Genomic DNA, 26,221 nt, shown 5'->3' with positions numbered 1-26,221 from the left:
CGATGCCGTAGCCATCGCCCCGCACCACAAAACGGCCCCGATCAACCCACCAGTGAAGGTCCCACGCGTCTGGGATTCCTAAGTCACTGGTATTGCATCTAGATAGGATGTCTAACATGGGGAGGGCAGGTTGCCCGCCGGGCCTGGAACCTCAGCGACAGCACGTCGAGCGAGTAGAAGCCGGAACTCCCATGAACGCCGAACGACACTCAGCCGTCACAGGCCCCCACCTGTACGACCGGTCCGGAAAGCGCTACTCATTGGACGACCCCCGCTGGCGGGGCGAGGACGGCAGCCCCCTCGCCGTCAGCGCACTGCCGGGCCTGCGTCCCGAACAGATCGACACCGCCGAGCGCTCCCTGTGGCGCTACCACGCGGCCCTGCCCGTCCCGGCCGCCCGCCGGGTGAGCCTGGGCGAAGGGTGTACGCCGATGATCCCGGTCGACTGGGCCGGCCGGCGCGTCCACTTCAAGCTGGAGTGGTTCAACCCGACCTCCAGCTTCAAGGACCGGGGCGTATCGGTGATGATGTCCCACCTCGCGGCGCACGACGCCGACTGCGTACTCGAGGACAGTTCGGGCAACGGCGGTTCCGCGGTGGCCGCCTACGCCGCCGCTGCCGGAATCCGCGCCAAGATCCTCGTTCCGGCCGCCACCTCAGCGGCCAAGATCCTCCAGGCCCGTGCCTACGGGGCCGAGATCGAGCTCGTGGACGGCACCCGCGACGAGGTCTCGGACGAGGCGATCCGTCAGTCGGAGCAGATCCCCTACGCCAGCCACAACTGGCACCCCATGTTCATCCAGGGCACCAAGACCATCGCCTACGAGATGTGGGAGTCCCTCGGCTTCACCGCGCCCGACAACGTAGTCCTCGTGGCCGGGGCCGGCAGCAACGTCATCGGGTGCGACCTCGCGTTCGGCGAACTGCTCCGGGCCGGCCAGATCGAGAGGCGCCCGCGCCTGTTCGTCGGGCAGCCCGAGCACTGGGCGACCATTGCCGACACCTTCCACGGCATCGACCCGGCCCGCCGCGACGAGCGGCTGCCGACGATCGCAGAGGGCGCGTCCATCGCCCACCCGGTCCGGCTGCCCGAGGCGGTGGAGGCCATCCGCCGCTCCGACGGCGCCGCCTACGCCGTCCCCGAGGCGGAGATCCACGCCGCGGTCCGCGCACTGAGCGCGCGAGGCTTGTACGCCGAGCCGACCGCCAGCGTCGCCGCGGCGACGCTCGATCACTTCATCGCGACCGGAGAGATCGCTCCAGAGGAGACGACCGTGGTCGTGCTCACCGGCGCGGGGCTGAAGTCCGCCGAGAAGATGGCCGCGGTGTTCGCCGGGCACGGTGACGGCGCTCAGGAATCGAGCAGCGCTCGATGACATACCCCACCGGCCGACCGGATGACACACGCGCCGACCAGCCCGCCGTGCCGGAAGACGAGCACCTCGTACGGGAAGCCGAGCGCATCGCTGTCGCCGTCGGGCGCATGTTCCCAGGTCTGTGCGAGGTAGTCCTGCACGATCTGCGCCGACCCGACAACGCCATCCGCACCATCGAGAACAACCTGTCCGGACGGCAGGTCGGCGACTCCGCCACCGAACTGGGCCTGCGCCGCATCGCGGACCCCGACTACCCCAGCGTCATCCAGAACTACAGCAACCAATTCCCGGACGGACGCCCGGCCAAGAGCACCTCGATCGGCATCAAAAACGCCGAGGGACGCTACGTCGCGGCCCTGTGCCTGAACCTGGACCTCAGCACGCTGTCGCCGCTGGCCCTGACCCTGGCCAACCTCGTCGCCACGGATGTCGAACACCAAGACGAGCCCCTGGAGACACTGCGCGACCGCAGCGGACGCGAACTCCGCTCGGCCATCGACTCCTTCGCGGCGGAGCGCTCCAGCACCCCGCGCGGCCTCAACCGTGACCAGAAGCGCGAGCTGGTGCGGCGGCTGCATCGGGAGGGCTTCTTCGAGACCCGGAGCTCCGCACAACTCATCGCCGACCAGCTCGGCGTCTCCCGGGCGACCGTCTACAACTACACGAAGTAGGGCGAGCTGGTCTCAGGGGTAGCCTCAGGCGCCTCGGACCGCGCCCGCGCCCGTATCGCTCGACGGAGTGCCGGTCGCGGGTCGCGGAGCCGACCCGGCCGAGGGCAATGGGTCGGCGCGAAGCACGCCCGCCGCCGCGGCCGCCCCTGCGCAGAGCGCCACCGGCAACAGCAGCGCGAGGTTCAGCGGTACGAGATGGGTCAGCGGGCCGATCACAGCGGGGCCGGCCAGCATGCCGAGATAGCCCAGCCCCGCGACTCTGGAGACGTGGGCGCCGGCCGCGTCCTCCTCCATGTGGCCGGCGGCACTGAAGAACTGCGGTACGCAGCCGGACAGCCCGAGCCCGAAGACCGCCCAGCCGGCCAACGCGGGCAGCACCCATGGGGACAGCGCGGCGACGGCCAGACCGATGCCCGCGGCGCCGGCGCCGTAGCGCACGACGAACACCGGTCCGGTGCGGGCGACGACTCGGTCGGTGAGCAGCCGGCCCACCGTCATGGCCGTCGCGAAGGCGCCGTAGGCGAAGGCCGCGGTGGCGGCGGGCGCCCCGAGCACGTCCTGGAGGTGCAGGGCGCTCCAGTCGTTGGCGACGCCTTCGCAGAGCATGAGCAGCAGGGCCAGCACGGCGAGGGTCCACACCCGTCGGGGAGTCCGCCGCCGTCCGGCCGGGTGCGCACCGTCGGCCGCGGTGTCCGTGCGCGTCGTAGCGGCCTTGTCCGCCGTAGCGTCGCAGCGCGCGCCGCTCTCAGCGCCGCGCGGTCGGCCGAGGAGAGCCGGAGTGGCGGTGCAGGTGACCACGAGACCGGTCACGGCAACGGCGGTCATGGTCCCCCGGAGGTCCCAGCCCCAGGTGATGAGCCGCGCGCCGACCAGCGCTGCGAGCACACCGCCCAGCGAGAACACCGCGTGGAACGCGGACATGACCGGTCGGTCGTACCGGCGCTCCACCTGGACGGCGTGCGTGTTCATGCTGACGTCGAGACAGCCGTTGCCGAATCCCAGTAGGAACAGCGCGACCGCGAGGGTCGGCGCGTCGGTGGCCAGCGCCGGCGGTACCACCGCCGCACTGCACAGCGCGGCCCCCACCGGTACGACCCGGCGGGCACCGAGGCGGTCGGTGAGGCGGCCGCACAACTGCATCCCGGCGAACGCGCCACCGCCCAGCAGCAGGAGGAGCCACCCCAGCATCGCGTGGCTGATCCCCGTACGGGACTCGACGGCGGGGATGTGCACGATCCACATGCCCATCACGAAACCGTTCACGGCGAAGAAGGCGAAGGTGGCGAGTCGGGCTGCTCGCAGGTGTCCATCCATGACGGTGACCATATCGAACAAGGAACATGTTCGATAGGTTGACTTTCGAACACGCATCACGTGCAATTTCTTCATGGTTACCACGGAACGACACCGCAGAATCGCCGCCGCCGTCCGGGAGGCGCGCGAACTGAGCGTGGCCGAGCTGGCCGAACTCACCGACTGCTCCGAGATGACGGTGCGCCGCGACCTGGAGGTCCTGGCCGAACAGGGCGTCCTGGAACGGTTCCGCGGCGGTGCGCGCAGTCTGCTCCTCCGCGGCGAGGAGCCGCCGTTCGCGCTACGGGCGCAGGAGGGGGTGGAGGTCAAGCGCCGGATCGCGGCGGATGTCGCCGCGTTGATCGCAGACGGGGAGTCCGTCGTCATCGACAGCGGGACGACGTGCCTGGAAGTCGCCAAGGCACTGCACGAGCGCCGAGTCACCGTCATGCCGCTGTCGCTGCACGCCGCCAACGCACTGACCGGCGCACCATCGGTGCGTCTGCTGTTCCCGGGCGGTGAACCGAGGCCCGGCGAGCTGGCACTGACCGGACCCCTCACGGAAGCGTCGCTCGCGGCGGTCCGCTTCGACACGGCCGTCATCGGCTGCTGCGGTCTCACCGCCGACGACGGGCTGACCGCCTACGATCTCGCCGACGCGGCCGTCAAGCGCGCGGCGATCGCGTCCGCGCGGCGCACCATCGCCGTCGCCGAGGCGGCGAAACTCTCCCGCACGGCCCTGGCGTTCGTGGCGCCCCCCACCGCGCTCCACGCCGTCGTCACCGACGAGACGGCACCGACCGGGGTGACCGACGCCCTGGCGGCTGCCGGCGTCACGGTACGAAAGGTATGAGACAGACCATGGCGCCCCAAGGCACCGTCCTCTTCGATCTGTTCGGCGTCATCGCACAGCACCAGTCGTCGGAGATGAGAACGGTGCTCGTCTCGATCTCCGGGGCGCCCGCGCCCGCTTTCTGGGACGCGTACTGGCGGCTGCGCCCGCCGTACGACCGGGGTGAGCTGACCGGTCCGGGCTACTGGCGTGAGGTGGGGGCGGCGCTGGGCACACGCTTCGGCGCCGCACGGATCGGGGCGCTCATCGACGCCGATGTCTCCAGCTGGAGCGGGGTCGAGGGGGAGATGGTGGCGCTCGTCGAGGAGCTCGCGGCAGCAGGCCGGCGCCTCGGCCTGCTCTCCAACATCCCACCTGAACTGGCCACCCACTACGAGGCGCACCACTCCTGGCTGAGGCACTTCGAGGTGTGCGGGTTCTCCTGCCGGATCGGTCACGCCAAACCCGACCCGGAGGCGTACGTGTGGTGCGTGCGGATGCTCGGCGGGCAACCGCCGGACGTCCTGTTCGTGGACGACAGGGAGGAGAACGTGGACGCCGCGCGTGCCGTCGGCCTGCGTGGTGCGTTGTTCACCGGCGTGGCCGATCTGCGCGCGACGCTGCGTGAGCACCGGCTCGACGCAGGCGGCCCGGGCACAGGCCCGACCGAAGACTGACCGCCGGGTCGCGGCCACCGCCGGAATCGTCGGTGCCAGGTGAGCCATCACGCATCCGTGGAGTCGCAGGCGAAGGCGGTGCGCAGGTACGTGGCCGCCTGCTTGAGCGCGCGGCTCCCCGCGTCGAGGGCGCCCGCCATGGCGAAGAATCCGTGGGCCACGCCCGGGTAGCGCGTGGACTCTACCGGTACACCACTGTCGCGCAGGCGTTGGGCGTACTGTTCGCCCTCGTCGCGCAGCGGGTCGTACTCGGCGGTGATCACCAGGGCCTGTGGCAGACCTGTGAGACACCTCAGCACGCTAACTCGTCAAGCCGCAGCGGCCACTGTCCTATGACAGGCGATATTGGGCCGGCCTGCCGCTCGGCGGCCGCGCGTTCCTTGACGATCGTGGGGATGGCGGCCAGGGCCTCAGCCGAGCGGTCATGTTTGATCAGCATGTCGGCCAGGTCGAAGGAGGCCCGGCGGCGGGTGGGGCCCGGCGTGTGCGGGAGGATCGCTTCGTGACCACTCTCATCCCGCCTCCCGGGCCCGACCGACACCGGGCGATCGTCAGCGAGGTGGCCCTCCTGTGGGCCGCGCACCACCCCGGGCCGTTCCCCGACGTGCCGTTTGATCAAAGACACGATCTGGCGTACCTGGACTTCAACATGGCCGGCTGCGTCACGACCTACCTCAAGAACGATGGAGTTCCCGGCCCGGACCACGTCGAGGTTCTCCGGGACTGCCTACCGGAGCTCCGTTCGGCCGTAGCGCTGCTGGCGCGTTCGGCGGAGTACCGAGAGGGACTCAGGGTCTTCAGTGGCTTGCTTGCGATGGCCGAACTGATCCTCGCCGACGGGGCGTAAGCCGGTCGCCGCCCGGCCCACATGCATCGCAGTTTCCGACGCACCAGCAGGGACGACCCGGCTCCAGTCAAGATCACCTGTCAGAGGGCAGCCACCTGGACAGGGAACGCGGTTTGTTCGTCGAACAATTTGCGCTGTTGCAGGCAGTGGTAGAGCTGGCCGAGTAGGCGGTTGAAGAGGTTCCGTTGGGCGGCGGCGTGCCAGTCTCCGTGCGCGCGGCGCCGTCGGTAGTGCGCGTCGGCGCCTGGAGAGCGCCTGAGTGATGCGAAGGCCCACAGGTAGCCGGCGTGGTTGAGGCGGTCGTTCTTGACCCAGCGGCGGGTGATGCTGGACTTCTTGCCGGATGCCCTGGTGACTGGTGAGGCGCCGGCGTATGCCTTCAGTCCGCGGGCGTCGGCAAAGCGTTTGCGGTCGTCTCCGATCTCGGCGAGCACCCGGGCGCCGAGCTGTGTGCCCAGGCCGGGGAAGCTGAGGATGATCTCAGCGTCCGGGTGCTGAGGGAACGCCTCTTCCACCGCCTTCGCTAGGTCATCGGCAGCGGTGCAGGCGGCTTCCAGCTGGATGAGGAGGGCGAGCATCTGCTTGCCGAGCGCGTCTTCGACGAGCCGGGGGTGATGGGGCCAGTCGGCGCGGAGGGTCTCGCGGAGTCGGTCCGCTTCGGCGACGATGCCGCGTTGGCGGCCGGCCCGCCTGAGCGCCGCCTGCAGCTGCGTGCGCGTCAGTCGAGCCGCTCGCGTCGGCGTGGGGGCCGCTTTGAGGAGCTCGTGGGCCTCGCGGCGGCATAGGCCGTTCTGCCAGGACTCGAAGGCCGCCAAGGCTGCCGGGTAGTACTCCCGCAGCAGCGAGCGGAGCTGGTTGGACAACTGTTGGCGGTTCCACAACGAGTCCTGCTGAGCTCGGGCGAGGACGGTAATGGCGCGGCCGAGGTCGCTGTCGTTGGGCAGTGTCCGGTGGGCGTGCATGTCGGTGCGCAGGATGTTCGCGAGCACGAGGGCGTCGCCGGGGTCGGACTTCTTGCGCGAGACCGAGTGGCGGTCGCGGTAGCGGGCGGCGGCCATCGGGTTGATCGCGAAGACCTTCCGTTTGCCCGTCCGGAGTACTGCCACGATCAGGCCCCGCGAGGTTTCGATCGCGACCGGGATCGGCGCTTCCTCGGTGTCGCCGTACTCGGTCAGCAGGTCCAGCAGGATCTTGTAGCCAGCGGCATCATCGGTGATGTGGCGCTTGGCCAGTAACTGGCCGCTGTCGTCGACCAGGGCGACGTCGTGTGTCTTCTCCGCCCAGTCAATACCGCAGTAGATCAAGATCTTCCTCCCCTTGCATCGGTTTGTGCTGGTCACGAGCTCGTGAGGGCCACGCAGCGACCTAATCCCAGGACTCAGCACGAGGGCCGGTCCGCCACCTCAGTAGCTGTCCGTGGCACCAGCTCACCCCGCGGGCCTCGGTCTATGCGGGAGCTCGAACGGCTCGGGCATATCAACAGGTCACCGTGGGGTGGGCTCGCACCACCAACACCAACGAGTGATCAAGCTTGGAGTGTTGACGTCGAGGGCGCCGGGCGCCGCTCGCTCTATAGCGGGGCGCAAGCCGTGTACTACCAAGGCGTCCGCCCGGCGCCCACGACGCCAACACTCCTCTGATCTGCGAGGTCACCGGGCGGCACCCTGTCTCAGCCTGGACCTCGAAGGTCACGCTGGCTTCAGGTGTCCGCCCGGCGCCCGGAGCGGCGTCACGTGTGCACCGGAAGCCGCCGATCTACGAGTAGGTCTGCGGACCCTGTGTTACCCAAGCGTGCTTCCGGCGCACGCGTGACGCCGCTCCGATGGTGGCCGGGGAGGCACCGAGAGGCGCACGGTCTCACAGGAGTCCTCTTGGGAACGGGCTGTGAGTAGGCGTCCTCTCGACGCCCGCCGGTCCACCACCGTCTGCCAGCGAGCCCGCGCGTTCCGCTCCGTGGCGGCGTCGTACGCCTGGACGGTCTGAAACGTCATGGGCTCGCTGTGGGAGCAACCCGGAACCACAGCTCCAGGGAACGCTCTTAGCAACGGATTAGGCTGGGAGCGCGCAGCGGGGACACGAGAGGGTTTTCCCCCTCCTCGGGTGAGCTCAGGTAGTTGTCCCAATACCACTGTACGGACTTGTCGTTGAACAGGAGCGGGTCGGTGTTCTCGCGGCGGGACCGGGTGTCCGCGAGATGGCCGGTGTTGGGATAGACGAGCAGTTGGGCCAGGATGGCCGGGCCGCCGGAGTCCCGCGCCATGAGGGTCATCACGGCGGTGAGGTTGCCGCCGGCGCTGTCGCCGCCGACAGCGATACGCGAAGCGTCGCCGCCCAGGCGTGCAGCGTGCTCGGCGGTCCAGCGCAGGGCCGCGTAGCAGTCGTGGACCGCGGCGGGGAACTTGTTCTCCGGCGCCAGGCGATATCCCACCGCGACGGTGAGGCAGCCTGCGGCATTGGCCAGACTCCGGCAGATCGCGTCGCTCGTCTCGATGCTTCCCAGTGTCCAGCCGCCGCCGAAGAAGTAGACCAGCACGGGCAGGGGGCCTGGTCCCGCCTCAGGCCGGTAGACGCGGACGAGTAATGTTCCGGCGGGCCCCGGTATGGACTCGTCGAACACCTCTCGCACGGGTTCAGGAGCACCGGCGTCGGCCTGGACGGCGGCCAGATCGGCCGCCCTGGCCTCGGCGAGTGTCATGTCGTACAGCGGCCTGACACCTTGCGCAGCGCGCTGGTCGTACAGGGCTTGCAACTGCGGATCAAAAGCCATGGTCTCTCCCGTCCGGCCCGGCTGACACCCCTAGAGGGGGTCCAGTTCGCCCAAGCCCATAACACGCAGGGTGTGGTTCGCCATGTGGAGGTGACCGGCCGCGTTCGGGTGCGCCGGGTCGTCGAGCCACGCGATCGGGTCAGCCGTGCCGTAGTGCTCCAGCCAGTGGGCCTCGTGGTCGACGAGCAGTGCGCCGGTGTCCTTCGCGATCTCGCGTGCGGCCTGGCAGTACAGGGGAAGTGCCGCGCGCCGCCCCCTGTCAGAGGAACTGACCAGCACCGGCGTATGCACGACGACCTGCGTCCGCGGGCCCGCCCCGGTGATGATCCGGCGCATCGCGTCCTGGAACTCCCCCAGCCCCTCCTCCCCGGCGAGGCAGTCGTTGGTGCCCAGGGACACGGACAGCACATCGGGCTCGAACCGGCCGATGAGGCGGTCATGGGACGCGAGTACGTCGGCCGCGCCCCACGCGCAGACCCCGGTGTTGACCACGACGTCGGTGAGCCGGCCCAACTGCCACCGAACCCGCTCGTGCAGGTGCTCGACCCAACCGCGCGCGCCATGGGTGTGCAGTGCGGCCTGGGTGATACTGTCCCCCGTCGCCACCCAGGTCATGGGTCCGTCCAACAGCCTGATCATGGCGTGCACCTCCAGTCCGGTCGCCGCACCCCCTGGCGACCGCGATGTCCTGTCAGCAGGCCATGCTGCCCGCGCAAGATCATCTGCGCAAGACGCTCCAGCGGGTGAAGGGCTTGCCCAGCAGCACGCGTGGGCCGGTCGCACTGTGCTGCTCGTATCCTGGGCAGCCACGGCCTGGCCGGGAAGGCCTGCGGGCCGTGCGGGTACCGCGCACGTACGCGGTCTCATCTACCCGATGTCCAAGGTCGTCCCATACAGCCGCTCCACCGACAACCGGATGACGAGTCGGCGCTCGGCCACCAGCTGCTTGAGGAACTCGTCCTCGTCTTCGGGCTTCGCTGCTGTCGGGATCATCGCGAGCAGTTCACGTCCGACCGCGTCGCCGGGTGCGGTGGTAGTACCGGAGGCTTCCGCCGCCCCCTCGGCGACGGCGAATGACCAGACGTCGCCGCCTTGCACATGCAGCGCCGCCCGGGGATTGCGCCGGAGGTGTTTGACCTTGACGCGGTCGGCCGTGGTGGACAGCCGAACAGTGCGCGTCTCAGGATCCCAGCTGTAGAGCATGGTGGTGAGGTGGGGATGGCCACTTTGCTTCACGGTGGCCAGCGTCCCGAACTGCTGGTCGGCAAGCAGGGCGGAGAGCGCTTCGTCGGACGGGGAACGCGGTGCTGGTCCTTGAGTCATGCCTCGGTCAACCCCCCTGCCCCGCGCAGCATTCCGCCTCTTGGCGCGCCCTTCCTTCCGGCGTGTGCCCGACCCTGATGAAAGGTCAGGGTCGGCTCAGGGCGGTGTAAGGGGATTCCCTGTGGCTGGCGTGGTGGGCGCGACGGCAGGCTGAGGGGCATGGAAATCACCGCTCAGAAACGCCCCTTCGCCGCTCGCCGCCGGACCGTAGGGCTTGCCGTCGTCGCGGCTCTCACCACACCTCTCGCCATGGCGGCAGCCGGACCCTCGGTGGCTGCCGAGGCGGCACCTCCGCCGTCGTACGACTTCAGCGACTGCCCGAACATCCCGGCCGGCGTCGATGCCACTCGCTGGAAGTGCGAAGTCTTGACCGCAACCGGGTCCTTGACCCTCGGCAGCCGGCACATTCGCGAGATCACACCCATGACCCTCACCCACGCCGAGGGCCCTATGCCCGACGGAAGCAGGGGCCAGATCTGGGGCGCACTGCGCAGCGAACCGACCCCCGTTCCCGGTGGGCTCCTCGGCAACACCCCCGCCGGGGGCCCCCACAATCCGCTGATGTCGCTGACCCTGCAGCCGGAGTACGGCGGCCGGTCCGACTTCTACTCCGACGGCAACAACCTGGGCCTGTTCACCGTGCGCTACCGCGCTGTCGGCCCCTTGCTGCCGCAGGGCTGCGTCATCGGCGCCGACGCTCCTCTCGAGCTGCGCCTGCAGCGCCTCGGCAACTCACGATGGATATCGAAGAACCCGCCGGTCATCGCGTTCGACGCCAAGGACGACACCTTCGCCGTTCCGGCCGCCACCGGATGCGGCCCCTTGGAACGTCTCGTCAACAACCGGCTCGGTCTCCCGGCCCCGCAAGGGAACACGATGGCTCTTTCCGCGACCTACACGTTCATGACCTACGACCAGCTGCCCAACCGTTGACGGCATTTGCGCCCGCTGTGGCGAGGTGACGGCCTCAGCCCTACGTCCGACGACAGGTCGCGGCCCGTTCGCCGACTACCGCCTCAGCCGGCTCCAGTCGGTGAAGGCGAGCGCCAGCAGCCAGGGCGCGGGGATGCAGACGGTCTGCACCGCGCCGACCACACGGCCCGGGCAGGCGCCGGCGGCCGGCACGAGCAGGACGGGTTCACGACGGGTTCAGACATGGCAAAGCCCCCACGAGGAGTCAGAACCGCCAGTTTTGATCTCCCGCCGTCTCGCAGTGCAGTTGCCGACCGGCGACGTCTTTCCTGCGAGGTCTCTGAGTACGGGTACTCATGCATCCGCGTACGAGGCGCGCGAGGGTGGCAGGAAGCCACGTAGACGGACGCCGTGCATCAGGTGTCGCATCCGCAGCGACTCCCGCCCGGCTGCCCCAATGTGTGTTGACTACGTCATGACCGCCTCTGAAGGGGAACGCCTTGCGACGCACCACAGGATTACGCCCGTCCCGCCGCACCGCACTCGCTCTCGGTGCCGGCGCGGCACTCTCCGCCGCCCTGCCCCTCGGCGGAACGGCACACGCCTTACCTGCCGGGGACGGCATCACCTCCCGGTTGAGGGAGCTCGAGGAGCAGCACTCCGCCCGCCTGGGCGTGTTCGCCCGCAACATGCGCACCGGCAGGATGGTGGCGTACCGCGCGGACGAACGCTTCCCGATGTGCTCATTGTTCAAGACCATCGCCGCCGCGGCCGTGCTGCGCGACCTCGACCACGAGGGCGAGTTCCTGGCCAAGCGCATCCGGTACACCGCAGAGTACGTACAGAAGTCGGGCTACTCGCCCCGCACTGGCCTGGCCGAGAACCTCGAAAAGGGCATGACCGTCGCCCAGCTGTGCGACGCAGCCATCTGCTACAGCGACAACACCGCAGGAAACCTGCTGCTCCGCGAGCTGGGGGGACCGACCGCCATCACCCGCTTCTGCCGCTCGATCGGGGACGGCAGGACCCGGCTCGATCGGTGGGAGCCCGAACTCAACTCGGCAGAACCATGGCGCGTGACCGACACCACCACCCCCCGCGCCATCGGCCGGACCTACGCGCGCCTCACACTCGGTGACGCGCTCGCACCCAAGGACCGGGAACTCCTCATCGGCTGGCTGCTCGCCAACACGACCAGCGGCGACAGATTCCGTGCCGGCCTCCCCGCCGACTGGATTCTCGCCGACAAGACCGGCGGCGGACGGTACGGGGGCAACAACGACTCCGGCATCACCTGGCCGCCGGACGGCGCACCGATCGTCATGACCGTCCTGACGGCCAAGCACGAGGAAGACGCACCGGCCGACAACCCCCTGGTGGCCAAGACCGCCGCATTGCTGGCGGCGGAACTCATCTGAAGGTTGTTGCTGGCGAGTGGGAGGACTACCACAACTACCACCGCCCCCACGGGGCCCTCGGCGGCCAAACGCCCTATGAACGCCTGAAGCAGAAGACGCAGACCGCGCTGCAATCAAGCTCCGGCAGATGCACAGCTAGCCCGCGTTGGTCTCGAACTCGGCGACCTTCGGGGTGCCGGTCGAGCCGGTGATCTCGAAGGTGACCTTGCTCAGCGAGGTCCGCGGGAAGGCGATGACGCCCGCGCCGGTGCCGGAGGTCAGGACCGCGCCGGTGTCGGCGTTGAGGACCCGCCAGGAGCCGATGGTGCCGGTGGAGCCGGCCGCCTCCCTGATGTTGATCCTGGAAAAGGAGACGGCGGAGCCCCACTTGATCCAGATCGAGCCGGTCGAGCCGGTCGGCGACCAGAAGGTGCTCATGGCAGCGTCGCGGACGTTGCCGTAGCCGCGGCGTCGAGGGTGTACGCGTAGGGGATGCTGACGGTGGTGTTGGACTCCACGTCCGGTCCTGCCGGTTTGTAGTCCGTGCCGGGGCTTGTCCACGTCACGTTGTCGAGGCCACGGCCGCGATGGCCAGCGCGGCTGGCCCGGCGGAAAGTCGCGCTGCGACTGACGTCTCATTCCCGTCTCCCGAAATCCTCGAATGGGGGTGGTGACGTGCCGCACCATGGAGATAGAAAGCGCTTTCTTTCGTGCCGACGATAGGGTCGCAGGTACGACTGGACCACGGCCAACGATCGGTGCCTAGGCCCGAGTTGCTCACCCGAAGGCGCTGGCCCGTACCTTCCGGCAGCTCCGGCCCAGTACAAGCCTCGCGGCATCGAGCGACACGTCGAGCCGGTCGCAACAGGGGCTGACACTGGAGTACGTAGACCGGTGCCGGCGTACAGCCGCTTCGGTGGATCCTGACAACGAGGCCGGCAGCACCCCACCGGCCCGCCCATCCTCTTCCGACAGCACAGCCGGGCACAAGAACCACCCCGGGCCCAGCCCAACAAGCGCGCAGTTCGCCGCGCAGCGGCGTCTCGGCCTTGACCGGCTGGGCGTCACGGCCGTCGGCCCAGACGTCCTGGTCGCGGACCTCGCCCGGCAGGTGGCCCGCTGAGGGCAAAGGCGGGCCACCGGCCGTGCGCGCTGAGGTTTGGCTGGAAAGGCAATCAGTACAGGGACTGCAGCCCGGTAGCGGCACCGGCCGCCTGGTCCCTGCACGCGCGGACACCGATTCCCGGTCGGTCCGGTGGTCGGTCCGGCGCGTCACAGGGTGCGTGCCGGCACAGGCGGTCCGCCCTCGGCGAGTCCTCCAGGCCGGTCCCGTGGACCGCTGACCGCGCACCGTGCGAGGCTGAGGGCATGAGTGCAGAATCCGCCGGGCGTCTGGTGCTGCTGCGCCACGCCAAATCCGCCTGGCCCCCCGGCGTCGCGGACCACGAGCGGCCGCTCGGCCCGCGGGGTCTGCGGGACGCGCCCGCGGCGGGCCGCTGGCTGCGCGACGCAGGCTCCGTCCCCGAGCTGGTCATCTGTTCCACCGCCCGGCGGGCCCGCGAGACCTGGGCACTGGCAGCCGGGCAGCTCGACGCCGCGGTACCCGTTCGCTTCGACGAGCGGGTGTACGCCGCCGAGCCGGACGAGCTGCTGGAGGTGGTGGCCGAAGTGGCGGAGGAGGTGGGGAGGCTCCTGCTCGTCGGCCACAACCCGGGCCTGGAGGATCTGGCCCTCAGCCTCGCCCGGGAGGCAGTGGACGTCGCGGAGGCCGCAGTGATCGAGCGGCTGTCGGAGAAGTTCCCGACGTCCGCGATCGCCGTACTCGCCTGCCCCGGTCCCTGGCCGGAGCTCGCGCCGGGCTCGGCCCGGCTGACCGACTTCGCAGTCCCCCGGGGCGCCGCCCGGTGACGTACGCGGCAGGCGCATGCGCCCGGGTGTCCCGGAAGCCCCACAGTCCTCAAGGCACCCCGCCGATGCGGGCGACCAGGAGCGCGACGTCGTCGTCTGCCGCCGCCGGAACGAGGTGAGTGATCAGCGAGTCGCACAGGTGGTCCAGCTGCCGCTGGGGATCAGCGAGCAGTTGCGTCAGCTCGGCAAGGCGCTCGTCGATGTCATGGCCCCGCGCTTCGATCAGTCCGTCGGTGTAGAGCACGAGAAGGCTGCCGGCAGGCACGTTGATCTCGGTGGGAGTGAAGGCGACGCCCCCGACGCCCAGGGGGACACCGGGCGGGGTGTCCAGGAGCCGGACCGTGCCGTCGGGGAGCACGAGTGCGGGCGGCGGGTGGCCGGCCCGGGTGATGGTGCAGTGTCCGGTGGCCGGGTCGCAGACGACGTACAGGAAGGTGGCCAGCATCGGCTCGGCAAGATCGCCAAGGACGGCTTCCAGCTGGTGCAACAGTCGTACGGGCGACAGGTCCAGGCGTGCGAGGGCCCGCACGGAGGCGGACAGACGGCCCATGACCGCGGCGGCGGAGATGCCGTGCCCCATGACGTCGCCGATGAGCAGGGCCGCCTTGCCGCCGGCGAGAGAGAGCACGTCGTACCAGTCACCGCCTATCTCGTTGACGTCGCTCGCGGGGAGGTAGCGGTGGCTGACGGCGATGCCGGGTGGTGGGCTGATGTGCTGGGGGAGCATGCTGCGCTGGAGGATGACCGCAGTATCGTGCTCACGGTGGTAGAGCCGGGCGTTGTCGATGCTCAGCGCGGCACGGGCGGCGAGTTCACCGGCGAGGGTGACGTCTTCGGACCCGAAGGGTCCTATCGGGCGGGTGCGGTAGAAGGTGGCGACGCCGAGCACCGTCTCCCGCGCCACCAGGGGTGCCATGACCAAGGAGTGCACACCCACCGCGACCAGTTGGGCGGGCTTGGCCGAATGCCGGGCGGCGGGGGCGACGGCCTGTTCGTCGAGACGGGCGGCCAAGAAGGGCTGCCGGGCCGCGAGGGCCTGCGTGTAGGGGGCGGCGGCGGGGAAGAGGAGCGTCCTGCCGAGGGGGGCGAGGATGTCGGTCACCTTGGATCCGGACAGCGGGGCCTTGCCGAGGCGCCGCAGGGCGACCCCGCCGGCCAGCCCCATGCCGGGCTCGTCCCCGCGCGCCAGCGCGTCCAGGACGTCCACGGTGACCGCATCGGCGAGGCGCGGCACGGCGAGGTCGGCGAGTTCCTGCGCGGTGCGCTCCAGGTCAAGGCTGGAGCCGACCCGGATGCTGGCCTCACTGAGCATGGCGAGCCGGCGCCGTGCGGCTTCGGCTTCGACGTGGTCGCGCTGCTGCTCGGTGATGTCGACGAGCGAGGCGATGACGCCGATCGACATGCCTGCGGGATCCTCCACCCGGACGTAGGAACACGACCACACACGATCGTGGTCCGGTTCCGCCGGCGTCCGTCCGACACGGCGACGGTCAAGGACCGGCCGCCCGGTCTCCAGCACCTGCAGCATGGCCTCCTCCATCTCGCGGGCATTCACCTCCGGAAGGATCTGGGCCAGGCGGCGCCCCACGTGTGCCGATTCCGGCAGGCCGTTCATGGCTTCGAGGGCGGCGTTGACCTGCAGGAACCGCAGCTGCGAGTCGAGGATCGCGATGCCGACCGGGGAGCGGGCGAACAAGCCGTCCCACACCGCCGAAGACCCCCGGATACGCCGTGCCGCGTGGGCATCGGCAGCGAAGACCAGCACCGTGGCCACGCCGTGCCGGCGGTCGGACACCGGAGAGGCCCAGATCTCCAGCTCCAGTGGGTGCCCGTCGCGGTGCCAGGCGGTCACCGTGCCCATCACGCCCCGTCCGGCGGCCGCGGCTTCCCAGAGGGAGCGGCCCAGACTGCGATCGGATCCTGGATGGAGAAGGTCCGCGATGTTGCGCCCCAGCATCTGCGGAGGGGTGTAGCCGAGCAATTCCTGCGCGACCTGGTTCCAGCGCACGATCGTTCCGGTCCCGCTGGTGGCCACGAGCGCGACCGGCAGCGCGCCCAGCCAGCCGCCGGCAGCCTGGGCAGCGCCGCTGATCAGCTGCTCGACCGGGATGCGCTCATTCATCTGGCACCTGTTTCCAACGCCGCAGCCTCCTTGCCCTGCGTCCGCGGTCGCCGTCAGGCCCCGAGCCGCTGAGGCGGGCCCTTCGGGGACCGGGTCCTCGGGAACCGGGTCCTACGAATCCATCGTCTGCCCGGTCGGCATGAAACCGCCTCTCGGGGCTACTCGGCCGTTCCCGCGGATCACCTCGCTGATCGCGCCGATGATCGCTTCCCTGATGATCTGGTGTGTTCAAGCGCATCAGGAGGGGTCTAGTTGAGCGAGTGGCACGTGGAGTGGGTGCCGGATCCAGGCCGGTGGGGAACGCTGCCAGCGGAGGGTGTTCTTGGGGTGCAGGACCTGCCAGAGGCGGTGGCCCGCATCGGTCTGAGGCCGGGCGATCCGGTGTACTTACGGCCGGACGGCATGGTGGACCGGAATCTCCTGGATTTCGTACGGTCTGAGGTCTTTCGGAATCTGGAACGGGAGACGAAGCGGAATTACGGAACGGATTACCGGACATTGCTGAATTTCCTGTCCTCGCGTGGGCTGTCGTGGCGTGAAGCAAGGTGAGGTGATCCCTGTGGTGTGGACACACCTGACAATGGATCTTGTTGATCCTGGAAGGTGTAGACCATGTGGCAAGGCCCTCGAAGTACAGTGCGGAGTTCCGGTCCGACGCGATCGCGTTGTGGCGGGCTTCGGCCGGCAGGCGGACGTTCAGGAACGTCGCGGCCGATCTGAATGTCAACCCCGAGACGCTGCGGACCTGGGTGCGTGACGCAGACGGCCATCCGGCCGCAGCCGGCGCGCCGCAGGACACCGAGGCCGAGCTGGCCCGGCTGCGAGCGGAGAACACCCGGCTGGCCAAGGCTGAGAAGGAAGGGCAGCTCGAGCGGGAGATCCTGCGCCGGGCAGCCGCCTATTTCGCCCGGGAGATGAAGTGAAGACCGCCGCTTGGGACTTTGTCTCCGCCCACGCCGGGATCTTCGGCATCAAGCGGATATGCCGGGCGCTGGAGGTCTCCCGTTCGGGCCACTACCGGTGGATCGCCGGTGCCGAGGTGCGGGCCGCCCGGCAGGCGGACGAGGATGCTCTGGTCGCCGAGATCCGCGACATCCACGCCGAACACCACGGCAACTACGGCGCGCTTCGCGTCCATGCCGAACTCCGCGGCTTCGGTCACACGGTGAACCGCAAGCGGGTCGCACGGCTGATGCACAAGCACCAGATCGTCGGCCGCCACCTGCGCAAGAAGAAGCGCACGACCGTTCCGGACCGGCTCGCGCCGCCGGTGCCGGACCTGGTCCAGCGGGACTTCACCGCCAGCACGCTGGACGAGAAGTGGTGCGGCGACATCACATACGTGCAGGTCGCAACCACATGGCTCTACCTCGCCTGCGTCATCGACATCCGCTCCCACCGGGTACTCGGCTACTCGATGGCCCCGCACATGCGAGCCGGGCTCGTCATCGACGCGCTCCAGGCCGCGATCGCGGCCCGTGGGGGTGAGGTCACCGGAGTGATCTTCCACGCGGACCGCGGATCGCAATATACGTCCGCCGCGTTCGCCCAGGTCTGCGACCAGTACGGCATCCGCAGGAGCATGGGCAGAGTCGGCTCGAGTTACGACAACGCCCTCGCCGAGAGCTTCTGGCAGGGCCTGAAACGAGAAACGATGCACGGGAAGCTGTTCTCGACGATGCGGCAGGCGAGGTTGGCGATCTTCGAGTGGCTCATCTACTACAACGCCCTCCGACGCCACAGCGCGCTCGGCTACCTTTCCCCGATGGAGTTCGAACAGCAGCACCACAAGACAAGTAAACTCTCACTCGCAGCATGAACCCCTGTGTCCACACTCCGGGGGTCACCTCAGCCTGCAGTTTGTTGTGTGAAGGAGACTCGCTCTCCCACTTGCAGATGCGGCAGGTCGCCACGTATTTCGTGCGTCCGGGACAGCGTGGGTCGAGCGGACGCTGGGTGTGGCGGCCCTTGCCGGTGCGGGGGCAGCGGGTTCCGTCGTCGTGTACCGCCCGGATAACACCGTCGAAGTAGGTGTACGTCTCCTCTGTCCCGTCGGCGCGGAGCAGGGTGCTGCTGGGCATGGGCGTGACCTCGTTGTCGCAGTTGACCTGCCTAACGGCCCACGCGGCCTGCTGTCACACGGCCGATGTCAGCGTCCCGTCGGCTTCTTCGATCACAGGAGCCACCCCGCCACGCCCGCCCCCACGGCGCACAGGACGGCGCCACCAAGGGAGTCCGGCACGGCCCGGAACCCGCTGGTGAGGCAAGTGACGAGCAGCAGAATGAGCAGGGCGCGGAGCCAGGGCACTTGCCAGGACAGGAGTACCCACGCTCCCATGTAGGGCTGCCACAGGTGACGGAAGGCCGCCGCTGTGGTCAGCAGCACGACCCAGACGGCCACAGTGATCAAGAACCGTGTCAGGCCGCTGCCACCGAAGACGGAGCCGGCCACGACCGAGGCGGTCAGGAATGCGACTGCCGAGCCTTCGAGAGCCCTGAGGGCTCGGGCGGCACGCTGCGGGTCGAAGCCGCAGAGTGCGGTGCGCGCCGACACCACCGCGTCCGAACGCGCGCCGGGATTGCTCGCGGTGAAGTCTTCGACGGCGGTGAGCGCCTGCTTGCGGTGGGCCGGCTCGTTGAGAGCGATCGAGACCAGGGCTCGGACGGACTGGCTGTGCGTCTGGTCCGGGCCCGTGGCGAGCGCGTTGACGGCGCGGTCGAGGGCCTCGCAGGTGTCGGTCATGGGCGAAGTGAAGCAGAACTGCCGAGCGCCCTGCAGCGGCGCTCGACGGCATCACCCTTGCGGACAGATAGAGGTTGACGTGGTGTCCGCGGGCAGCCTGAGCTTCATCGCGCGGGCCGGTTGCCTGCCTCGGGGTGCGCGTGGGCAAGGCCTGGCACGGTTCCGCCCGGAAGGGATAGACGTGGTGACCGTCGGGCGAGCGGGGCGCGGGGCGGAGGTTCGGGTGAGCCGGGCCGGTGCTCCCGAAGGGGTGGGGGCACCGGCCCGGCAGAGCCGCAGCAGTCCTGAGCGGCCGGTGGCTACTGCGGCGGATCAGTCCGCCCGGCTCGGGCGGGGGCTCACGGGGCGGACCGCTCGGCTGGTGGGACCAGGGCGCAGCTGCTTATGGGGAATCATCTCGACCTACCCGAGCCTGCAGTTCAGGTTGACGCTCGCTCCCGGCACTCGTAGTGGCCCATCCCGCCGGAGGTTCTCCCCGTCCCTATGGCCTTGGTGGCTACTCTGCGCGTACGCCTTCGCCACTGAACCATTGGTCTCCGTAGAGGCCGAAAGACCTGGCGCTGATCAGGGTGCTGCCTGCGGGGGTGGGCCCGTTGGTGCCGCCCGGCAGGGACCATACGGCGCCTTCTCCGAGCGCGCCGATGAACAGTTCGGGTCGGCCGTCCTTGGTGACGTCGGCCGCGGAGAGGGTGCTGCCGAACTGGTCGCCGGTAGCGGAGGTTCCGGGGATGCCCGGTGTCCCCTGGGTCAGGTTGTAGGCGCCCGCGCCGGGCTTGCGTGAGGCGATCCCGGGGATGACGGTGACCGAACCCGCGTCGGCGGCTTCGGCGATGTCCTCGCCCGGGGCTCCGATGATGATCTCGGCCTTGCCGTCCCGGTCGAGATCGGCCACCGCTACCGAGCTGCCGAAACGGTCACCCTTCTCGTTGACGCCCGGGATGCCGGCGGCACTCTGGGAAAACTGCACGGGCATGGTGCTGACATCGATGCCCTGGGCCGATCCGTACCAGATGGAGACCCTCCCGCCGATGTTCACCGTGTCGCCAGCGGTTTCGGGTTCGGCCGGGTGGCCGAGGACGACGTCCTTGTGGCCATCGCCATTGACGTCCCCGATCGCGGGCATGCCCCCACGGGCGGCCGACGGCTCCCAAAGGTGTTCCGCGTTGGACTTGTGCGGATCCACATACACAAAGCCGCCACCCCACCCGCTGGAATGACCCGTGACGACGACCGATTCCGGCGTACCGTCCTTGTTCAGGTCTCCGAAGGCCACCTGCTTGGGGTCCACCGCGAGGGTCTGCCGACGTCCCGCCTCGCCCGTGCGCCGGAACGGCCCGGTGAAGCGCAGCCCGGTGCCCCCGTCCGCACCGACCACGACCAGCGGCTTGCCGCCCAGAGTGGTCGCGGCGACCTCCTGTCCGTAGGAATTGATGGCGATGCCGGGCGTGGTGAGGTTGCTGCCCGAGACGAGGCCGGATCGGCTGCCCCAGAGCACGGTCACCACTCCCGCGCTGTCGTGGCCGCCCCAGCTCTCGTTGGGAGTGCCCACGACGAGGTCGGAGAATCCGTCGCCGTCGAGGTCCGCGGCAGAGACGGAGGAGCCGAAGAGGTCCCAGAACTCCGCCTCACCGGGAACACCCGGCGAGTTCTGCGTGATCACAGCCCGCCGGGCAGGGGAAACCCCGCTGGCCGAGCCGTACAGCACGACCACGGCTCCTGCCGCCGAATGATTACCGACCGCCACGTGTGGCGCCGGAATCGCCAGGTCCCGGTACCCGTCCCCGTTGAAGTCGCTGGCGACCGGACCGGTCGCGGCCTGCGCCACACCCGCGGGCAGCACCGTGCCGATCGCGGCCGCGACAATGAGCGGCGCGGTCAGACGGATCATTCTTCGCATGTACATATGAACCCCTCCCCAACGTGCCCCATTCGCGGGGCGCGTATTTCGACCACAGCGTAGGGGCACCGCTCTCCCGCTCCCGAGCCGAGTCGATCATGGCTGTCTCGTCCATTCGCTGATCACCACGGTGTCGAGCGGCAGTCCGGGGTCCGCGTCGATGTCGCTCACCACCTGAAACGGATGGGCCTGCACGCGTACGGTCACGTTCCCTCCCTTGGTCCGGGCCTGGCCGGTCCTGCTGAGCTCCAGTCAGAACCCTTGCTTCGGACCGTAGAGGCAGGTGCGGGATGCAACGAGGACACATCCAAGGACATCTCGCGGGAGTACCGTCGTGGGTCACTGCTTCCGCTCGGGCGCGCGCTGTTTCGTCCGCAAGCCGTCATGGGGGTCGCGATGTCGCAGAGTCCGGGGAATCCCGCCTTCCGTGCCGCGCGTCTGGAGCGGGGCTGGCACAGCCAGAGCGACGTCGCGCGGCATGACCATCGTCGCGGAAGCCGCCGCCCGCGCCCTGAACCTGACCGGGGTGAGCGCAGCCGACACGGTCGTGATCAACGGGGCCAGCGGCGGAGTCGGCTCACTGGCCACCCAGCTCGCGGTTGCCCGCGGCGCCCGGGTGATCGGCACCGCGAGCGAACGCAACCACGACTACCTGCGCGCGATCGGCGCCATCCCCGTCACCTACGGGGCCGGCATGGCCGACCGCGTCCGCGCGGTGGCGCCCACAGTCGACGCCGCGGTGGACGCCGCCGGCCGGGGCGCCCTGCCCGACCTGGTGGAACTGGCCGGCGGCACCCAGCGGGTCATCACCCTCTCCGACCCCGACGCCGCAGCACACGGTGTCCGCTTCACCGGCGGCGGCCCCGGCGAATCAGTGCCCCTGCCCGACGTATTCGCCGAAGTCCTCCCCCTGTACCGGACAGGAAAGCTCCAATTCCCCATCGCCCAGGCCTACCCACTCGACCAAGCCGCCCACGCCCTCACCACCAGCGAGAGCGGACAAGCCCACGGGAAGCACGTCCTCATCCCCTGAACCAGGCGGGCAGGCAGCTGTTCGTCCCGCGCCACGGCACAGACCGACCACAAGCGCTCCGCCCGCCCCCGCGTCCGTAGCCGGGACCAGGCCACTCCCGGCCGCCCACCATCACGCCGCGAGCGGGGTGGGCTGTTGGGCCGGCTGCGCAAGCGTCGTCGTTGAGCGTCGTACGCTCGGCGGCGGGGAAGGTCTGGTGGCCGGCGACTCACCGTCCCTGACGGACCAGGTGTTGCCCCGGCCTCCGCTCGGCCGGGTCGTGGCCTACGGGGTCGTGGCGACTCCGACCCGAGGCCCTGGCGAGTACTGTGCGTAGGTATGTCGTGGGATGTGAGTGGTCTTCCGCATCGGCTGGCGAAGCGTCGGTCCGGGGTGAGCGAGCTGGAGCCGGACCGGTTGCCGGAGGTACGGGAGCTGGGACAGTGGGGCTGGTCGCTGGCACCAGATGCCCCGATGTGGGTGTTCTTGCCCTACGTGTGGCCTCCGGATGCGCGTACCTGGGTGCCCGATCGGTCGACCCGGTGGCAGATCGACACCACCCTGGACGCGGCTTGCCGGTTGCTGGACGTGGCCTGCCACCCGGTCTCCCAGGCCGAGCGGGAGACACAGGAAAGGGATGCCAACGCGGACCTGGCCCGAGTCGGCATCCCACCTCGCCCGGCCGGCCGAGTGTGGCTGCTGCGCCCCTTGGGTGGATTCAAGGATGTGGAGGGCGTACTCGACCACCTGTGCGCCGGCGCGGAGGCCCAAGGGGTGCCTGTGGGCCTTTCCGCTGAATTCGCAGAGGTGTGTGCGGGTGAGCTCAGGGGCCTTGCCGTAGTGGACGATCCGTCGTCTGCCTGAGGCGTCGAGAGGCTTGGGCTGGTACTAGGGCTTCCAGGGCACTTGGTAGTACTGGCAGCCGGTGCGTGAGTTGCACTTGGCCCAGCGGCCGGTGTGCAGCACGCCGGCTTTGAACAGCTGCCGGTACCCGAAGGCGGTGAACTCGCCTTCATGGTCGTCGTGGTAGTTCCCGCTGCCCGTCAGCCGCTGGTCGTTGTAGGCCCACCGTTCGCCGCTGGGCCACCACGAGCGTGGCGCCTTGGCATTCACCGAGGCGAGGTTGACTTCATTCTTGCCGCAGTAGTCGTCTGGTCGGCCGGCGAGGTTGACCCGGCAGTTGTTCCGCCAGATACCGGGGTTGATCTCGGGTCCGCTGTCCCAGTCGATGAGGGTGCGCCAGCGAGGTAGGTTCCCGTCGAAGGACTGCCTGTAGACGGCGTCAAAAGTGCCGATCACCCCCTTGCTGTCCCCGTAGGCGCCGTTTCCCTTCACCTCGGCCGTGTAATCGTTGATCTTCCGGCCGCAGATCGTGCCGTTTTCGCACCACGAGTCGTAGTCATTCTTGGCCAGCGCTGCCGTGCGCGGTGCCGGCGTCACGGTGACGTCCTCGGTGACTACATACGCGGCGTCGGTCGGCTGGCCGCTGCTGTCCTCGGTGACCCTGAGCGTTCCGCCCATGCAAGTCCACGCTTCTGACCGCTTTTCCTGTGCCTCATCGACACATGCCTGCAGTCCGTCGCCTTGGTCCTGCGCGTGGCTCAGTGTCCTCCAGGGAGCCCTGTCACTGGGTTGGAAGGCGGCGGCCGGGGGCGCCTGGAGTGCGGCAACGGCCAGACACGCGGCCAGGGCCATCGGGATACTTCGAGCCGTCTTCATGCCGGCCTCTCTCAATTCGTCATCGTGGTAATGGTGGGACAGTGGGCGGACCGTCGGTTCAGAGGGCGACTTCGTGGGCGACCGGGATCAGGTCGACGGCCTCGACCAACGACAGCAGCGCCCGGAGCACCCTGCTGGCCGGGGTGCCGGCGACGGACACCCGCGGGGATCCGGCTGCGCACGTGGTCGCAGAGACAGCGAGGAGGGGTAGGGCCGCGCGGGCTGGCCGCGCTGCAGCAGGTGGTTCTTGATCATGCCCTGCGTTGTAGCCGTCCCGCCGCTCTGTCCGGGAGGAGTCCAGACGGCGGATCACCCGGGTGGGCGACTGATTTCACCGGGGAAACGGCACTTCAGTCCGGCGACCATGACGCTCTCCTCATCTCCGACCGCAGCGTTCGCACCAGACCTGCGGGTGCCTACACGGATCCGGCTAAACCGCGCTCCGGCCGGTCTCGCCCCGCCGGAAAGTCCGCTGGCCGCTGCCAGGTGCCGCTGCCCTCGCTCCTGGGCGAGGCGGTCGTCGCCGTGCACGACCCCGTAAAGCGGCACGAAGACCATCGCGTGGTCGACGTGCTCCCGACCCGCGAGGGCGGACCGCTGGCCGCCTGGTTGATCCGCCACCCTGGCGTGGAGATCATCTGCCGGGACCGAGCGGGCGCCTACGCTGAGGGCGCCCGCCGCGGTGCCCCCGATGCCCTGCAGGTCGCTGACCGGTTCCATCTATGGCAGGACCTGGGCCGGGCCGTGGAGACCTGCGTCGCCGCCCATCGCGACTGCCTGCGCAACCCGATGCCCAGCGGCACGCTGTCGCAGGACCCCCCACCGGCTTCCGATCGGCCGCAGAACGGCGCGGAGCCGGCCGGCCGGCGAGCCGAGCGGAAGAAGGCCGCACACGCCCTGGTCCAGAAGATGCTCGCCCAGGGTCACTCACGTCAAGCGATCGCCCGGCACCTGGGCTGGGGCCTCAACACCGTTCTCCGGTACGCGAACGCCACACGCTGGCAGGACACCATCCGCGACAACCGGGCCCGGCCCCGGCCCCGGCCCAGCAGGCTCGACCCCTACAAGCCCTACCTGGAACGGCGCTTCATCGAGGGATGCACCAGCGTCACCCGCCTCCACGGTGAACTCCGCGCCGACAACGCGCCCGTCACCTACCAGATGGTTCGCGCCCACATCGCTACCCTGCGCACGGCTCCGGCCGGGGCGCCACCCCGGCCGCCGACAGTGCGGCAAGTGACCGGCTGGCTCACCCGGCACCCCACCGCACTGAGCGAGGACGACCGCGCCAGTCTGAAGGAGGTCCTGGCCCGCTGCCCCGAGCTGGACACAGCCGCCGGACATGTTCGGGACTTCGGGGAGATACTCACCGGCCGCCTCGGCTCCACACTCCCCAGCTGGATCGACGCAGTAAGCCCTTTTCAACCTGGCGGTGGGGCTGTGGTGTTGGTCGGTGTGGGCTGTACGGAACGACGAAGCTCCTGGTAGACGGGTTCTCGACCAAGATCACCCGTGCCGCCAGGAGCTTCGCGTGCTTGTCTACCCGTCCTCGATCGATCTGTCCAGCAGAACCCTGCGGCACCTGAGCGAGCAGCTCGCAGTTCGGTAACGGGAGATCGGTACGCGGTGGCGACGACTGCCCGCCGGCCGTCAGGCCCTGCTCGCCCTGGCCCACCTACGGTGCGGCGACACCTACGCCCAGCTTGCCGCCGGGTTCGGAATCGGCATCGTGGCTTTGTTCACGAGAACCGGGTTCTGGCACACATTCCGTGAGGGCGATCAGCGCCGTTCCGCCACGGTGACGTCCCGTCATCTGGGACCGTGGTGCGGTGTGATGACCTCATAGCGGTGCTGTTTCCGCGCTTCAGCGCGGTGCTGGTGGAGCGGGTGTTCCTTGAGTGCGGGACGGTACGGGTCTCGGCCAGGACGCGGAGCCGTGGTGTGCCGTGCCCGGATTGCTCGGTTCGGTCGAGCCGGGTTCACAGCACCTATGAGCGGCGGCTGGCCGATACGCCGGTCGGCGGTCAGCCGGTGCTGGTCGAGCTGACCGTGCGCCGGCTCTACTGCGAGAACACTGACTGCCGGCGGCGCACGTTTGTCGAACAGGTCGAAGGGCTGACCGTCCGGTATGGCCGACGGACACCGGGGTCGCGTCGGATTCTGGAAGCGGTGGCCGTCGCGCTCGCGGGCCGGGCAGGTAGCCGATTTGCCGGGGTGCTTGGCAGCGTGGTCAGCAGAACAACCCTGTTACGGCTGGTGATGGCCCTGCCTGACCCGCACTGGCCGGAGCCGAGAGTGCTGGGCGTCGATGACTTCGCGACCCGCCGCGGACAGCATTACGGCACCGTGATCATCGACTGCGCGACCGGCCAGCCTCTTGACCTGTTGCCGGGCCGAGATGCGAAGACGCTGGCGAGCTGGTTGGGCAAGCACCCGGGCGTGGAGATCATCTGCCGTGACCGAGGCGGCTCCTACGCCGATGGCGCCCGCACCGGCGCGCCACAAGCAGTGCAGGTCGCACACCGCTTTCACATCTGGCAGAACCTCGGCACCGCGGTCGAGACCAGCGTCCGCCGGCACAACGCCGCTCTCAAACCGTCCACCGGACCGGACAGAACCGCAAATATCTTTTGATCCGAAACGGTTCGGGTTCTGAGTCGTTGTAGTGGTGTGAGCGATCTGGTGGGGGACGCGCGGCATCTGTCGCCGTCGGCGCAAGAAGCGT

Annotated in this window: 24 protein-coding genes and 2 pseudogenes; 15 read left to right on the top strand and 11 right to left on the bottom strand. The window is 69.3% G+C overall.

The features are described from left to right. Positions 1-191 precede the first annotated feature (191 nt). Together ACIQV3_RS39570 and ACIQV3_RS39565 are read left to right on the top strand one after the other, a co-directional pair. A complete protein-coding gene (locus ACIQV3_RS39570; RefSeq protein WP_403721941.1) occupies positions 192-1,376 on the top strand; it encodes a pyridoxal-phosphate dependent enzyme in 1,185 nt (394 codons plus the stop codon). Continuing rightward, positions 1,373-2,047, top strand: a complete 675-nt coding sequence (locus ACIQV3_RS39565) for a transcriptional regulator (protein ID WP_403721938.1) — start codon at positions 1,373-1,375, stop codon at positions 2,045-2,047. The genes ACIQV3_RS39570 and ACIQV3_RS39565 overlap by 4 nt, the downstream gene beginning before the upstream one ends. A gap of 24 nt (positions 2,048-2,071) precedes the next feature. Here the strand turns inward: ACIQV3_RS39565 and ACIQV3_RS39560 are convergent, their stop codons facing one another. Continuing rightward, on the bottom strand, positions 2,072-3,361 hold the full coding sequence (locus ACIQV3_RS39560) for an MFS transporter (protein ID WP_403721936.1): 1,290 nt from the start codon (positions 3,359-3,361) through the stop codon (positions 2,072-2,074). A gap of 73 nt (positions 3,362-3,434) precedes the next feature. Between ACIQV3_RS39560 and ACIQV3_RS39555 the strand changes: the two genes are divergently transcribed. Continuing rightward, positions 3,435-4,193: a DeoR/GlpR family DNA-binding transcription regulator gene (locus tag ACIQV3_RS39555; protein WP_403721934.1), complete on the top strand. Its 759-nt coding sequence runs from the start codon at positions 3,435-3,437 to the stop codon at positions 4,191-4,193. After that, entirely contained in the window at positions 4,190-4,849 is a 660-nt protein-coding gene (locus ACIQV3_RS39550; RefSeq protein WP_403721932.1) for an HAD family hydrolase, read from the top strand. Before ACIQV3_RS39555 ends, ACIQV3_RS39550 begins: the two co-directional genes overlap by 4 nt. Before the next feature lie 47 nt (positions 4,850-4,896). Here ACIQV3_RS39550 and ACIQV3_RS39545 read toward each other — a convergent pair whose 3' ends face one another. Next, on the bottom strand, positions 4,897-5,148 hold the full coding sequence (locus ACIQV3_RS39545; protein WP_403721927.1) for an alpha/beta hydrolase fold domain-containing protein: 252 nt from the start codon (positions 5,146-5,148) through the stop codon (positions 4,897-4,899). Between the two features lie 203 nt (positions 5,149-5,351). Here ACIQV3_RS39545 and ACIQV3_RS39540 point away from each other — a divergent pair, with 203 nt between their 5' ends. After that, the gene (locus ACIQV3_RS39540) at positions 5,352-5,696 is read left to right on the top strand and encodes a hypothetical protein (RefSeq protein WP_403721924.1); all 345 of its coding nucleotides are present in this window, start codon (positions 5,352-5,354) and stop codon (positions 5,694-5,696) included. A gap of 80 nt (positions 5,697-5,776) precedes the next feature. On the opposite strand, the gene ACIQV3_RS39535 is transcribed toward ACIQV3_RS39540, so the two are convergent. From ACIQV3_RS39535 to ACIQV3_RS39520, 4 genes are all read right to left on the bottom strand, one after another. Further along, the gene (locus ACIQV3_RS39535) at positions 5,777-7,003 is read right to left on the bottom strand and encodes an IS110 family transposase (protein ID WP_403721948.1); all 1,227 of its coding nucleotides are present in this window, start codon (positions 7,001-7,003) and stop codon (positions 5,777-5,779) included. A gap of 731 nt (positions 7,004-7,734) precedes the next feature. Next, on the bottom strand, positions 7,735-8,463 hold the full coding sequence (locus ACIQV3_RS39530; RefSeq protein ID WP_403721922.1) for an alpha/beta hydrolase: 729 nt from the start codon (positions 8,461-8,463) through the stop codon (positions 7,735-7,737). Between the two features lie 30 nt (positions 8,464-8,493). Beyond that, positions 8,494-9,102 carry an SGNH/GDSL hydrolase family protein gene (locus ACIQV3_RS39525; protein ID WP_403721920.1) on the bottom strand — a complete coding sequence of 203 codons (609 nt, stop codon included), beginning with the start codon at positions 9,100-9,102 and terminating at the stop codon, positions 8,494-8,496. A 228-nt stretch (positions 9,103-9,330) separates the two neighbouring features. After that, a complete protein-coding gene (locus ACIQV3_RS39520; RefSeq protein WP_403721918.1) occupies positions 9,331-9,786 on the bottom strand; it encodes a PPOX class F420-dependent oxidoreductase in 456 nt (151 codons plus the stop codon). A gap of 423 nt (positions 9,787-10,209) precedes the next feature. Here ACIQV3_RS39520 and ACIQV3_RS39515 point away from each other — a divergent pair, with 423 nt between their 5' ends. Both ACIQV3_RS39515 and bla read left to right on the top strand, forming a co-directional pair. Next, positions 10,210-10,719, top strand: a complete 510-nt coding sequence (locus ACIQV3_RS39515) for a hypothetical protein (RefSeq protein WP_403721915.1) — start codon at positions 10,210-10,212, stop codon at positions 10,717-10,719. Positions 10,720-11,333: 614 nt separating this feature from the next. After that, positions 11,334-12,116 carry a class A beta-lactamase gene (gene bla, locus ACIQV3_RS39510; RefSeq protein WP_403721913.1) on the top strand — a complete coding sequence of 261 codons (783 nt, stop codon included), beginning with the start codon at positions 11,334-11,336 and terminating at the stop codon, positions 12,114-12,116. A 135-nt stretch (positions 12,117-12,251) separates the two neighbouring features. Here the strand turns inward: bla and ACIQV3_RS39505 are convergent. Beyond that, positions 12,252-12,679: pseudogene (locus ACIQV3_RS39505) on the bottom strand (pectate lyase); the annotation flags it as partial. A 332-nt stretch (positions 12,680-13,011) separates the two neighbouring features. Here ACIQV3_RS39505 and ACIQV3_RS39500 point away from each other — a divergent pair. Together ACIQV3_RS39500 and ACIQV3_RS39495 are read left to right on the top strand one after the other, a co-directional pair. Continuing rightward, complete coding sequence (locus tag ACIQV3_RS39500; RefSeq protein WP_403721911.1) at positions 13,012-13,218, top strand: hypothetical protein; 207 nt, start codon at positions 13,012-13,014, stop codon at positions 13,216-13,218. A 245-nt stretch (positions 13,219-13,463) separates the two neighbouring features. Continuing rightward, positions 13,464-14,003, top strand: coding sequence for a SixA phosphatase family protein (locus ACIQV3_RS39495; protein WP_403721909.1), 540 nt, complete (start codon positions 13,464-13,466; stop codon positions 14,001-14,003). A 49-nt stretch (positions 14,004-14,052) separates the two neighbouring features. Here ACIQV3_RS39495 and ACIQV3_RS39490 read toward each other — a convergent pair whose 3' ends face one another. Next, on the bottom strand, positions 14,053-16,125 hold the full coding sequence (locus tag ACIQV3_RS39490; protein ID WP_403721907.1) for a SpoIIE family protein phosphatase: 2,073 nt from the start codon (positions 16,123-16,125) through the stop codon (positions 14,053-14,055). Between the two features lie 614 nt (positions 16,126-16,739). Between ACIQV3_RS39490 and ACIQV3_RS39485 the strand changes: the two genes are divergently transcribed. Then, positions 16,740-17,944, top strand: a protein-coding gene (locus ACIQV3_RS39485) for an IS3 family transposase (RefSeq protein WP_403721946.1) whose coding sequence is annotated in 2 segments (ribosomal slippage) — positions 16,740-16,980 and positions 16,980-17,944 — 1,206 coding nt in all. Because the reading frame shifts where the segments join, the coding sequence is not laid out codon by codon here. Positions 17,945-18,298: 354 nt separating this feature from the next. On the opposite strand, the gene ACIQV3_RS39480 is transcribed toward ACIQV3_RS39485, so the two are convergent. Both ACIQV3_RS39480 and ACIQV3_RS39475 read right to left on the bottom strand, forming a co-directional pair. Further along, on the bottom strand, positions 18,299-18,868 hold the full coding sequence (locus ACIQV3_RS39480; RefSeq protein ID WP_403721904.1) for a hypothetical protein: 570 nt from the start codon (positions 18,866-18,868) through the stop codon (positions 18,299-18,301). A gap of 496 nt (positions 18,869-19,364) precedes the next feature. Then, a complete protein-coding gene (locus ACIQV3_RS39475; RefSeq protein WP_403721901.1) occupies positions 19,365-20,756 on the bottom strand; it encodes an FG-GAP repeat protein in 1,392 nt (463 codons plus the stop codon). Between the two features lie 487 nt (positions 20,757-21,243). Between ACIQV3_RS39475 and ACIQV3_RS39470 the strand changes: the two genes are divergently transcribed. Then, complete coding sequence (locus ACIQV3_RS39470) at positions 21,244-21,798, top strand: zinc-binding dehydrogenase (protein WP_403721899.1); 555 nt, start codon at positions 21,244-21,246, stop codon at positions 21,796-21,798. A 372-nt stretch (positions 21,799-22,170) separates the two neighbouring features. Next, entirely contained in the window at positions 22,171-22,641 is a 471-nt protein-coding gene (locus tag ACIQV3_RS39465; protein WP_403721897.1) for a DUF5956 family protein, read from the top strand. Between the two features lie 24 nt (positions 22,642-22,665). On the opposite strand, the gene ACIQV3_RS39460 is transcribed toward ACIQV3_RS39465, so the two are convergent. After that, the gene (locus tag ACIQV3_RS39460; RefSeq protein ID WP_403721896.1) at positions 22,666-23,298 is read right to left on the bottom strand and encodes a hypothetical protein; all 633 of its coding nucleotides are present in this window, start codon (positions 23,296-23,298) and stop codon (positions 22,666-22,668) included. 684 nt (positions 23,299-23,982) lie between these two features. Between ACIQV3_RS39460 and ACIQV3_RS39455 the strand changes: the two genes are divergently transcribed. The 3 genes and pseudogenes from ACIQV3_RS39455 (at position 23,983) to ACIQV3_RS39445 (ending at position 26,130) form a co-directional block, all read left to right on the top strand. Then, on the top strand, positions 23,983-24,984 hold the full coding sequence (locus tag ACIQV3_RS39455; RefSeq protein ID WP_403721895.1) for a transposase: 1,002 nt from the start codon (positions 23,983-23,985) through the stop codon (positions 24,982-24,984). 43 nt (positions 24,985-25,027) lie between these two features. Further along, positions 25,028-25,237, top strand: a pseudogene (locus ACIQV3_RS39450) (transposase family protein); the annotation flags it as partial. A gap of 107 nt (positions 25,238-25,344) precedes the next feature. Then, a complete protein-coding gene (locus ACIQV3_RS39445; RefSeq protein ID WP_403721894.1) occupies positions 25,345-26,130 on the top strand; it encodes an ISL3 family transposase in 786 nt (261 codons plus the stop codon). Positions 26,131-26,221: the final 91 nt, after the last annotated feature.

Source organism: Streptomyces sp. NPDC099050, from assembly GCF_044759865.1.
GTDB lineage: Bacteria > Actinomycetota > Actinomycetes > Streptomycetales > Streptomycetaceae > Streptomyces.
The sequence above is the reverse complement of the archived record's forward strand: the minus strand, read 5'-3'. Positions and strand labels throughout refer to the sequence as shown.